Annotated in this window: 10 protein-coding genes; 8 read left to right on the top strand and 2 right to left on the bottom strand. The window is 43.2% G+C overall.

Going from position 1 to position 11,491, the window contains the following annotated elements:
* Positions 1–210 precede the first annotated feature (210 nt).
* Positions 211–1,173 (bottom strand): asparaginase, encoded by a 963-nt coding sequence (locus HMPREF2685_RS08975; protein WP_070466478.1) that lies wholly within the window; start codon positions 1,171–1,173, stop codon positions 211–213.
* 62 nt (positions 1,174–1,235) lie between these two features.
* On the opposite strand from HMPREF2685_RS08975, the gene HMPREF2685_RS08970 reads away from it, so the two are divergent.
* Complete coding sequence (locus tag HMPREF2685_RS08970) at positions 1,236–2,636, top strand: Cof-type HAD-IIB family hydrolase (RefSeq protein ID WP_070466477.1); 1,401 nt, start codon at positions 1,236–1,238, stop codon at positions 2,634–2,636.
* 337 nt (positions 2,637–2,973) lie between these two features.
* Here HMPREF2685_RS08970 and HMPREF2685_RS08965 read toward each other — a convergent pair whose 3' ends face one another.
* Positions 2,974–3,426: a universal stress protein gene (locus tag HMPREF2685_RS08965; protein ID WP_070466475.1), complete on the bottom strand. Its 453-nt coding sequence runs from the start codon at positions 3,424–3,426 to the stop codon at positions 2,974–2,976.
* Positions 3,427–3,633: 207 nt separating this feature from the next.
* Here HMPREF2685_RS08965 and HMPREF2685_RS08960 point away from each other — a divergent pair, with 207 nt between their 5' ends.
* The 7 genes from HMPREF2685_RS08960 (at position 3,634) to HMPREF2685_RS08930 (ending at position 11,412) form a co-directional block, all read left to right on the top strand.
* The gene (locus tag HMPREF2685_RS08960) at positions 3,634–4,848 is read left to right on the top strand and encodes a pyridoxal phosphate-dependent aminotransferase (RefSeq protein WP_070466473.1); all 1,215 of its coding nucleotides are present in this window, start codon (positions 3,634–3,636) and stop codon (positions 4,846–4,848) included.
* 187 nt (positions 4,849–5,035) lie between these two features.
* Complete coding sequence (codY, locus tag HMPREF2685_RS08955) at positions 5,036–5,824, top strand: GTP-sensing pleiotropic transcriptional regulator CodY (RefSeq protein WP_024054997.1); 789 nt, start codon at positions 5,036–5,038, stop codon at positions 5,822–5,824.
* Complete coding sequence (locus HMPREF2685_RS08950) at positions 5,824–6,402, top strand: cysteine hydrolase family protein (RefSeq protein ID WP_070466471.1); 579 nt, start codon at positions 5,824–5,826, stop codon at positions 6,400–6,402. Before codY ends, HMPREF2685_RS08950 begins: the two co-directional genes overlap by 1 nt.
* A 112-nt stretch (positions 6,403–6,514) precedes the next feature.
* Complete coding sequence (locus HMPREF2685_RS08945; protein ID WP_070466469.1) at positions 6,515–7,738, top strand: glycosyltransferase; 1,224 nt, start codon at positions 6,515–6,517, stop codon at positions 7,736–7,738.
* Entirely contained in the window at positions 7,725–8,612 is an 888-nt protein-coding gene (locus HMPREF2685_RS08940) for a glycosyltransferase family 2 protein (protein WP_049484004.1), read from the top strand. The genes HMPREF2685_RS08945 and HMPREF2685_RS08940 overlap by 14 nt, the downstream gene beginning before the upstream one ends.
* Before the next feature lie 26 nt (positions 8,613–8,638).
* Entirely contained in the window at positions 8,639–9,922 is a 1,284-nt protein-coding gene (locus tag HMPREF2685_RS08935) for a glycosyltransferase family protein (RefSeq protein WP_070466467.1), read from the top strand.
* Positions 9,919–11,412, top strand: coding sequence for a glycosyltransferase (locus tag HMPREF2685_RS08930; protein ID WP_049484002.1), 1,494 nt, complete (start codon positions 9,919–9,921; stop codon positions 11,410–11,412). Before HMPREF2685_RS08935 ends, HMPREF2685_RS08930 begins: the two co-directional genes overlap by 4 nt.
* Positions 11,413–11,491: the final 79 nt, after the last annotated feature.

Below are 11,491 nucleotides of genomic sequence, written 5' to 3'. Positions count from 1 at the left end.
CAGCCTTGTGGGGGTAGGACGACGAAGCGTCCGACAAAGTATCACTTCTGTCCTACTCCCTATTTTCACTTGGCATTTTACGGGCTTTGTATCTTATTAACTGAACACGGGCTGCGGATTGTGTCAAAAAGATGAATCCTCCTAGAATCTGAAGATTCTGCGTCGTATTCCCTATTTTGACTGTATCCGCTACGCCCTTTGTATCTTATGCTACCCTTCGATATATTCTTTGAGTTCTTGTCCTTTTAGGCCGGCATTGAGGGCGATGAGAAGTTTGATGCGAGCTTTGGGGGCATTTAATTCTTTGATGAAAAAGACACCTGCTTGATGGAGTTGGACGCCTCCTCCTTCATATGCGTAGACGGGTTCAGCGATCCCATTGAAGCAACGGGATACTAAAGCGATTGGAAGACCTGCATCTATAAACTCTTGGAGTTTATGTGCCGTTTCTTTAGGGATATTTCCTGCTCCAAAGGCTTCGATAATGAGGCCATCAAGCTTTGAAAGATCCAGCATGTCCAGCAAATCGGTTTTCATCCCTGCATAGGTAGCAATGATCGGAACGAACCCATCGATGGTATCGAGATCAAAGCGCACCCTTGGCTCGGCTGTTTTAAAGAAGAGGATCTCCTTTTTCATGACCAAACCTATTGGACCGTGGGTTGGTGTCTGAAAGGTGCTGACATTGGTGGTATGGGTTTTGGTGACGTACTTAGCCGCATGAATTTCATCGTTCATGACGACTAAGACGCCTTTATCGCGTGCTTTTGGATCGGCAGCTACTCGAAGGGCTGTCAGAAAATTATAGACACCATCGCTTCCGAGCTCGTTGGAGCTTCGCATAGCTCCTGTAATGACCACAGCGATCTCTGGTAACTCCATGGTATCCAAGAAATAAGCTGTTTCTTCCAGTGTATCTGTCCCATGAGTGATGACGATGCCGTCGTAGTTGTGGGCTTCCTCTTTGATTTTTTGATATAGAGCTAACATGTGACGGGGGGTCATTTGAGGGCTGGGAAGGTTGAAGAAGTCCTCTGAGGTGACTGCAATCCCTTCAATTGGTGAAGTAACTTGAGTCATGGGATTGACTTCATTGGTAATCACTGCCCCAGAGTCATCTGCCGCCATCGAAATGGTCCCTCCGGTATGTAGTGCTAAAATTTTCTTAAACATGTGAAGCTCCTTGGAATATGTGATATAATTTATTTTATCATAAAAAGAAAGAAACAGTAGACATGGAAATAAAAGCAGTCTTTTTTGATATCGATGGAACCTTGGTGAATGATAGTCGAGCAGTCCTCAAATCAACAGAAAAAGCCATTCAGTCTTTAAAGGAAGAAGGGATCTATGTAGGTCTTGCGACAGGTCGGGGACCGGCCTTTGTCAAACCGTTTATGGAACGCTATGGTTTTGATTTTGCAGTGACCTATAATGGTCAGTATATTTTGACCAAGGACCGCGTGCTGTTTACTAGCCCAATCGATAAAAAGAGTCTGCACCAACTAATTGACTATGCTCGAGAACACCGCAAGGAAATTGCTCTCGGTACCAAGGATGGGGTATTTGGTTCTCGGATCATGAGTTTTGGGATGAGTCCTATTTCAACCTGGTCTAGTCGGTTTGTTCCCCGCAAAATGGCCCGTACCGTCAGTCGAGGATTTAACAAAGTGGTCAGCAAGGTCGTCCCACAAGATCAGGACACCCTCTATGCACTAGCGCAAGAACCAATCTACCAAGTGTTGATCTTATCGAGTCCAGAGGAGACTGCAAAAATTGAAAAAGAGTTTCCACATCTGAAATTCACACGGTCTAGTCCTTTTGCAGCAGATGTCCTCAACCCAGGGATTTCCAAGTTAGAAGGGATCCGCATCGTTGGTCAGGAATTTGGCTTTGATATCGATGAAGTGATGGCTTTTGGTGATTCTGATAATGACTTAGAGATGCTGTCAGGTGTTGGTTTGTCCATTGCGATGGGAAATGGGACGACCAGTGTCAAGGCAATTGCCAAGCATACCACGACTAGTAATGGCAAGGATGGCATTCAAAAGGCCCTGCAACACTTTGGTATTCTTTCAGAGAAAGAACTCTTTCTTTCTAAGGATGATCACTTCAATAAGGTCAAAACCTTCCATGGTGTGATGGATGGGGAAACCCAGGAGAAACCAGTTGTTTGGCAGCCTCAAGATGCCCTTTATCGAACCATGTTCAAGCAAGAGGAGTTGGTAGAATTTGTCCGAGCAGCTAGCACAAGTGAGGAAGAATTCGATCGCTCGGTAGCAGCTCTTCACGAAGCCTTGGATAAGGCTGCAGATAAGGTTCGGAGCAAGCATCCAGCTGAGATCTCCATGGTAGGGCAGGTCGATGCCTTGATCGATACCCTCTATTTGACTTATGGTAGCTTTGTATTAATGGGGGTCGATCCTGAAGAGGTCTTTGAGATTGTTCACCGGGCCAATATGGGCAAGATTTTCCCAGATGGAAAGGCGCACTTTGATCCAGTAACCCACAAAATTCTGAAGCCAGATGATTGGGAAGAAAAATACGCCCCAGAACCAGCCATCAAAAAAGAACTCGATCGCCAGCTCAAGGCCTACGAAAAACATGCAAAACAAAAAGAAGCAAAAAAAGACAACTAAAAAAGGTTTGGAACAAAGGTTCCAAACCTTTTTTAGAATGTAGACAAACTATTTTTTACTAAGATAAGTAAAGTGCTCTACAAAGAAGTCGAAATATGTTCTTATTTTTAAAATTTATAAAAAATATTGAAAAACTTTCCACCGTGAGACAAGTGCTAGAAACACTATTGTTTCTAGCACTCAGGAATTTTGAGAGTAAAACAGTTTGGGAAACTGTTTTAGCCTGAGCCCAGAAATTAAAGAGCGAAGGGGCTCAAAACTTAGTCATGGAACTTCGACGAAGTTCGCTGACGTCCGTACTCACCTAAGAAAAGTTTTCAATATAACTTTTTCTTTCTTACATGGTTTTATCCTTATCACGCACCACTAGTAAGTCTACTTTGGCGTGGCGAAGGATGTATTCTGAGGAGGATCCGACCATTAAGCGTTCGAATGCATTGAGTCCAGTAGCCCCGACCATTATGAGGTCAACCCCTTCTTTACTTGGGATATCATTGGACAAGAGGACTTTTGGATTTCCCATTTCTACAACAGTCGCAATATTTTGAACCCCGACTTTTTCAGCACGTTCCTTGTAGCCTTTGAGCAATTCATTGGCTTCTTCTTGCAATTCTTCGTAGACTTCAGCATCAAAGGTTGAGACACTTTGAAGGGCACGGGTATCGATGACGTGGACAATAGTCAATTTAGAGCCGTTGCGAAGAGAAACATTAACCCCTTTTTCAAAGGCTAATTCTGCTTCATGAGAACCGTCGACGGCGACCATGATGTTTTCGTATTTTTGAGACATAACCCTACCTCCTTATAGCTTGAAAACATGGATAGAACAGAAGTTCTTCTATTCTTTATACACTTATATTTTATTCCTTTTAAGCTAGAATGTAAAGGTAAAGTCTCACTTTTCTGGTATATTTTTGCAGAATTTATAAAGTCCTCAATTTGTACTCTATTTGAACTAGTGGTATAATAGAGATAATTTCGTGAATCGAGGCAGAATATGAAGGAATATAATAAATCAAGCAAACTCGAACATGTCGCTTACGATATTCGTGGTCCAGTCTTGGAAGAAGCCATGCGCATGCGAGCAAATGGAGAAAAAATTCTTCGTTTGAATACAGGGAATCCTGCTGAATTTGGCTTTACAGCTCCAGATGAAGTTATCCATGATTTGATCATGAATGCGCGGGATAGTGAAGGCTATTCGGATTCAAAAGGGATCTTTTCAGCCCGCAAGGCCATCATGCAGTACTGCCAGTTGAAAAAAATTCCAAATGTGGATATTGATGATATTTACCTTGGAAATGGAGTGAGTGAGCTGATCGTCATGTCCATGCAAGGACTGCTCGACAATGGCGATGAAGTCTTGGTTCCTATGCCGGACTATCCTCTTTGGACAGCAGCTGTCAGCCTAGCTGGTGGGAATGCGGTTCACTATCTTTGTGATGAAGAAGCAAACTGGTATCCAGATATCGAGGATATCAAGTCGAAAATTACCTCAAATACCAAAGCCATCGTTGTCATCAACCCGAATAACCCAACGGGTGCCCTCTATCCAGATGAGATCTTGCTTGAGATTGTAGAGATTGCTCGCCAAAAAAACTTGATCATCTTTGCGGATGAAATCTACGATCGCTTGGTCATGGATGGCGAAAAGCACACGGCTATTGCAAGTTTAGCGCCTGATCTTTTCTGTGTGAGTATGAATGGCTTGTCAAAATCTCACCGGATTGCAGGTTTCCGTGTTGGTTGGATGGTTCTGTCCGGACCAAAGCACCATGTGAAGGGCTATATCGAAGGCTTGAACATGTTGTCCAACATGCGTCTTTGTTCAAATGTTTTATCTCAACATGTTGTGCAAACCTCTCTTGGAGGCTACCAATCTGTGGATGAACTCTTGCTTCCAGGTGGTCGAATCTACGAACAACGGAACTTTATCTACAAAGCTATCAATGAGATTCCAGGCCTCTCAGCTGTTAAGCCAAAGGCTGGTCTCTATATCTTCCCTAAGATTGATCGGGATATGTACCGCGTGGATGACGATGAACAATTTGTATTAGAATTCTTGAAGCAAGAAAAGATTCTTTTGGTTCATGGCCGTGGCTTTAACTGGAAAGATCCAGATCACTTCCGGATCGTTTACCTCCCACGTGTGGATGAGTTAGCTCAAATTCAAGAAAAAATGACTCGTTTCTTGAAACAATACAAACGTTAATTAGATAAAGGATTGAAGAGGAAAGTCTTCAATCTTTTTTTGATTCATTTTATAAAATCCATGTCATCGAATCGACATTTTTCTGAATTGCGCATAATTGTAGAAAAAATAAATAATTTTCAGATAATTTGATTGAAATTCCCACACTTATATGATATACTTGAGCTGACTATATGCGAGGTTTATTATGGCAAACTTATTAGAAAAGACACGTAAAATTACATCCATCTTGAAACGGACTGATGAACAGTTGCAGTTCGAGATGCCTTATAATGATATTGCCCAGCAATTAGCGGATATTATCCACTGTAATGCCTGTATCATTAATAGCAAGGGAACCCTTCTTGGTTATTTCATGCGTTACAAGACCAACAATGACCGGGTAGAAGCTTTCTTTCAAAATAAAAAATTACCAGAAGATTATGCCAAGGCAGCTAGTTTGGTCTACGATACAGAAGCTAATTTAGATGTGGACCATGATTTGAGTATCTTTCCGGTCGAAACCAAGTCTGAATTTCCTGATGGCTTGACGACCATTGCGCCTATTCATGTTTCTGGGATTCGATTGGGTTCCTTGATCATTTGGCGCAATGATAAACAGTTTGCGGATGATGATTTGATCTTGGTTGAGATTGCGAGTACCGTGGTAGGGATTCAAATGTTGAACTACCAACGCGAGGAAGACGAGAAGAATATTCGTCGTCGGACAGCGGTGAATATGGCTGTCAATACCTTGTCTTACTCTGAATTGCGTGCTGTTTCTGCCATCCTTAGTGAATTGAAAGGAAATGAGGGACAGTTGACTGCTTCTATTATTGCAGATCGGATTGGTATCACCCGCTCTGTGATTGTCAATGCACTCCGGAAATTGGAGTCAGCTGGTATTATTGAAAGCCGTTCTCTTGGAATGAAGGGAACCTATCTCAAAGTGTTGATTCCAGATATCTTTGAGGAAATTAAGAAAAGAGATTACTAATGACTAAAGCTTTGATTTCAATTGACTACACTGTCGATTTCGTAGCAGATGATGGTAAGCTTACGGCAGGTGCTCCTGCACAAGCCATTTCTGAGACCATTGCTCAGGTGACCCAATTGGCCTTTGACCAAGGAGCCTATGTCTTTTTTGCCATTGATGCGCATGATGTAGAGGATCCATTTCATCCTGAAAGCAAGCTCTTCCCACCTCATAATATCATTGGGACCAGCGGACGTGATTTGTACGGCCCTTTAGCAGATTTTTATCGGGAGCACCAAGCGGATCCACGCGTCTTTTGGATGGATAAACGTCATTATTCTGCTTTTTCAGGAACGGACCTAGATATCCGCCTGCGGGAACGCCATGTAGATACCGTTATTTTGACAGGTGTCTTGACTGATATCTGTGTCCTTCATACAGCGGTTGATGCCTACAATCTCGGCTACCAGATTGAAGTCGTGGAACCTGCAGTGGCGTCGCTCACTCCTGAAAATCACCAGTTTGCCTTGAATCATTTCAAGCATGTCTTAGGGGCAAGCTTGGTAGACGGCACACTAGCTGTATTAGATACAAAATAAGAAAATTTTCTAAAAGAGGTCATAGACATTTGTCTTGGCTTCTTTTTTGGGGCCTAGAAATTGTTTTCCTCTCTTGAAAATGGTATTCTAATGAAAGAAAAAAGGGGAAGTTATGAGTAAAAAAGCTGTCGTGTTTTCAGCCAATCTGTCTTATATGGAAAAGTTGGAAACCGCTATGAAGTCACTGTGTGCCCATCAGGACCGGTTGAAAATTTATGTCTTAAATGAAGATCTACCAACTGAGTGGTTTACTATCATGAATCAGCGCTTGCGCCAGTTGGATTCAGAAGTGATCAATTGTCGGATGTCTCCCGAGCAATTCCAGTCCTTTTCGCTTCCAAGTGACCATATTCACTATGCGACCTATTTCCGTTACGCTATTCCAGAGATTGTGGAGGAAGAGCGAATCCTCTATTTGGATTGTGACATGATCTTTACACAGGATTTATCGCCTTTATTTGAGGTTGATCTAAAAGGTTATGGACTGGGGGCAGTGGTAGATAAGCCAACGACGATAGATGGATTTAATGCTGGACTTTTGGTGATTGATAAGACTTGGTGGCAAGAGCACCAAGTGACAGAGGCACTTTTTGACCTTACTCGTGAACACCATCAGCATGTTTATGGAGATCAAGGAATTTTGAATCTGTATTTCAAAGATGCGTGGTTTCCATTACCTTGGACCTATAATTTACAAGTAGGATCTGATAAGGATCAGTACCTCTATGGGGACTTGGATTGGTATGAAGCCTTTCAAGGGATTCCTGCGGTCATTCATTACACTTCTCATAATAAACCATGGACCTCCAAACGCTTCAATCGTTTTCGGGAACAATGGTGGTTTTACTATGCCCTCTCTTGGGAGGAAATTTTGCTTCGAAAACCGATTTTGAAGCAAACCTATCAAGAGTTAGTGGGAGAATTTCCTTATCATGCTGCCATTTATACCCATACAGCAGATATCCACGAGTTGGAGACGTTGTTAAAAGAGTTGCCAGACGTAGCGATTCATGTCCTTGCCCATAGCCATTTTGGTTTTAATTTGGTGCAATTGGAACGCTACCCCAACCTCTTTCTTTATCCCTCTTTTGATCCCTTGACCAGTCGAAAGGTCCTAGAAAAATTGGATTTCTATCTGGATATCAATCCCTATGATGAGGTGGATCAGATGACGCAAAGGATCCATCAATTGGGCTTACCGATTTTCTCTTTTGAAGGAACCAATCATGTGGAGAATGGAGAGAATCAAGTGTTTGCGGATGATCAGGTGCAGGAGATGGTGGCAGCGATTCGCGATTATTTAAAGAGAAATGAGAAGAAGCATGGAAACAAATGAAGTAGTGAGTATCATCATTCCCATCTATAATGTAGAAGCTTATTTGAGACAATGTTTGGAAACGGTTATCCACCAGACCTACCCACATTTAGAGATCATCTTGGTGAATGATGGTTCGCCAGATCAATCAGAAGAGATCTGTAAAGAATTTTTTAGGAAGGATGCGCGCATCCGCTACGTTCGCCAAGAAAATGGGGGCTTATCTGCTGCTCGGAATACAGGGATTGAGTTAGCGACTGGTGATTACATCACCTTTATTGATCCAGATGACTGGGTGACGGAAGACTATGTAGAAGTGCTCTATCGCCAACTTCAAAAGTATAATGCGGATGTTTCCGTAGCCAACTATAACCTCTATGATGACAGTAGTAGCAAATACTTGATCAAGGTAACGGACGACGATTATTCAGAGACCCTTTATGAGGGGAGAGAAATCATGGACCACGATGCCATCCAGGAGACTAGAGATATGGCCTGGGCTTGTGCCATGATGAAGCTCTATAAGCGTAGCTTATTTGAAGGGCTTCGTTTTCCGGTTGGAAAAAATGTCGAGGATAACTTCCTGATGTACAAGCTCTTCTTAAAAGCCCATCGGGTAGTTCATACGGAGAAATGTATTTATTGGTATCGTGTGGGCCGTGCAGATACTCTGTCCCAGGTTTGGACCGAAAAGCGAGTCGTCGATGAGATGGAAGCTAAGCAGGAGAAGTTGGCTCTACTGGGGATGTTGGGCTATGATTTGACCTGGCATCGTTATATCTATAAAACGCGCTTGAAACGGGCCCTTGAAAAATTAGAGGAAGCAGGCTTGCAAGGGTCAGAAACCTATGAGCGCGTGGTGACCAACCTCCGTTTTATTGAAACGATAGACTAACCCCTTATTGATGAGAAAGGATCAGCATGTTCATTATTGCATCAGAGCAGACCAGAGAGCTGGATCGTTTGCAAAAATACTTGGACAAACTTGGCCAGCCCTACCGGGTATTTGTGACTAATCTGGAAACAGATTTGGACCAACAGACAGAGAGTCTTGCGACCTTTTTTACCCAAAAAGACCCAGTATCAAAAATTGGAAAACCTTTATTTTTCAATAATCTAGCAGTTCCAGAATTATGGGAATGTTGGACACTAGGGATCACGACCTATCTTTTTGATGGGGAGGAACGTCGTGCCAACGTGGTTTTGCGAGAGGATATCTTGTCTCGAACAGTTGACAGAGTGGAATGGTTTGGTCAGGGAGAAGAGATCGTATCCATTGATGTCTACAACCGCTATGGCTGGAGAAGCAAACAGAGTCTCCTTACGGAAGCTGGCCAACCATATTTAGACATCTATTTGAACCGTCAACAAGAAGAAGTCTTGCTTCACTTTGTCTCACAAGGAACCTTTTTGCTTCAAACTCCTAAGGGACGGGATCGCCTGTATGCCAATAAGAAAGAGCTGCAAAGAGCTGTCCTAGAACAAGTCTTGCCGGAAGATGAAGCTATTCTTTTGATGGATAAGGTATTGCTAGATGTTGTGAAAGAGAAACCAAAGGAAAGACTCGCATACTGTGCCAGTGACGCTAATGATCTAGACGAGATCAAAGAACAAGTCAGTCAGATTTTGTTGGTAGAAGATGGTCTGTTGAGAGAGAAAAAAGACGGAATCACAGCCTTGTCAGGGCTGGTAGATGTGGAGCAGGAAAGTTTTCAACCAGAAGCCCTGGTCATGACGGCTTCTCAAGAGGTTGAAGGTTTATCTAGACTGGCCCATCAATTCCCACAAGTAACCTTTCACATTGCTGCTTTGACAGCCATGGGACCGAAATTAACAGACTTGGAGACTTGTTCTAACGTGCACCTCTATCCAGGGATTTCGCTAGAAAAATATGAGAACTTGTTATCCAGCTGCTCTATTTATCTGGATTGCAACCGAGGAGAAGAAGTGTGGAGCAGTAGCCTTCATGCTCTTGAAAATGGGCAAGTCTTATTTGGTTTGAAGAGCACGGTGCATCAGGAAGCCTATAAAAACTTGAGCACAATCACAGATACAGTCGAAGAAATGGAACAGCAACTAGATACCTTGCTCCAGCAGCCAGAGACCTACAAAGAATTGGTAAGAGAGCAGGCACGAATCTTGAAATTGCCTGAAAAAGAAGCTTTGGAAGAGCTGTTTAAGCGATTAGAGGGAGGAACCGCATGACCATTTATACCTTTAATCTATTAGTGGGATTCGAACCCAATGGGGTTGATGTTGCACAAGCCTCTCGGGCAAAGATGCTCCGGAGACTAGGAGTGGCAGCGAAGTTTGTCTTTACCACTTGGCCCACTCCAGAAAAATTGGCCTATTACCTCTCATTGGGGCACCGGGATGAGGAACTGCTTTTTGCCCATTTAGCTTTTACGGATCAACAGACTACGGTCCCTCAAAAGACGGTAGGGGCCTTGCAAATGGAGTTTCAACTGACGCGTCTGGATGTTGTTGAAAAAACGGAAAGAGCCATTCGCTACCAATTTGCGGATGGAAACGCCTTGAGCTTTCATTTGGATCCCTATCATCCAAACTGTGTCCGCTATGTAGACTATCTTTTGGCTGGAAATAGGATCAAGCGAGAGTATTATGGAGCTTGTAAACTTGTCACAGAGTATTTTCAGTATGGTAGTGTTGTCAGACGGATCTATCACCATCAAGATGGGACTATCGCTTTTGAAGAATCGAGGTTAGGTGGAAGCTGGCTCTATAAACTGGGGTCTGAGATTTTGACCAACCATACAGAAGTGATGAGACGTTTTTTGTCGCAGCTGTCGCTAAAAGAAGAAGATCTGATTCTGCTTGACCGGGCTTCGCGCATGGATTTTGCTCGCCCTTTGTTGGAGAAACCTGCTTCTTCAAAGATCGCCATGGTGTTTCATTCGGAGCATGAATTTGAAAATGGCCATCTCAATTATGAATATTATTATGTGTTCAAGTATGCTAAACGCTTCGATTATTTCATCACGGCAACGGATCTTCAAAAAGAAGTCTTGGAGCAGACACTTGCTAAACAAGGATGCCAAGGAATTCCAATCTATAGCATTCCGGTTGGGCATCTAGAAGAATTGACAGAATCACAAGGAGATCGACCTCCCTTTAGTGTGCTCACAGCTTCCCGTTTGGATCCAAGAAAACGCATCGATTTGGCTATTCGAGTAGTGGCCCAAGCTCATGAAAAACTCCCAGCCCTTCAGTTTGATATTTATGGGAAGGGTGGAGAAGCGGACAACTTGCGCCACCTGATTCAGGAGCTTGCAGCACAAGATTATATTCACCTACGCGGTCATGCGGATCTTCAGCAGATCTATCCTTGCTACCAAGCCTACCTCACAACTTCTCAGTGGGAGACCTTTGGTTTGACTTTGATGGAGGCGGCTGGAGCAGGTTTGGCCTTGCTGGGCTTTGATGCCCGTTATGGTAATCCAACTTTTATAAAAGAGGGTGAAAATGGCTTTTTGGTACCTTATAGCGAGACAGTGCCAGAAGAAGAGTTGGTGAAAGAGTTGGCAGACAAGCTGGTCCAGCTCTTTGAAAGCGACCTCGCTCCATTCCATCAGGCTTCTTATGAGTTGGCCTCTTCTTACCTCGCTTCTAAGGTCCAGGAAGTCTGGAAAGAGACTCTAATGGAGATGGGGCAATTAGGCGGAAAAGAAATATAAAATGAAGAATCTGTAGCGACAAAAAAGTCCTACAGATTTTTTCTAAGGCAAGCAAATTGGGCTAAATTATGGTAAAATA

This window comes from Streptococcus sp. HMSC074F05, assembly GCF_001808725.1.
Classification (GTDB): domain Bacteria; phylum Bacillota; class Bacilli; order Lactobacillales; family Streptococcaceae; genus Streptococcus; species Streptococcus parasanguinis_I.
The sequence above is the reverse complement of the archived record's forward strand: the minus strand, read 5'-3'. Positions and strand labels throughout refer to the sequence as shown.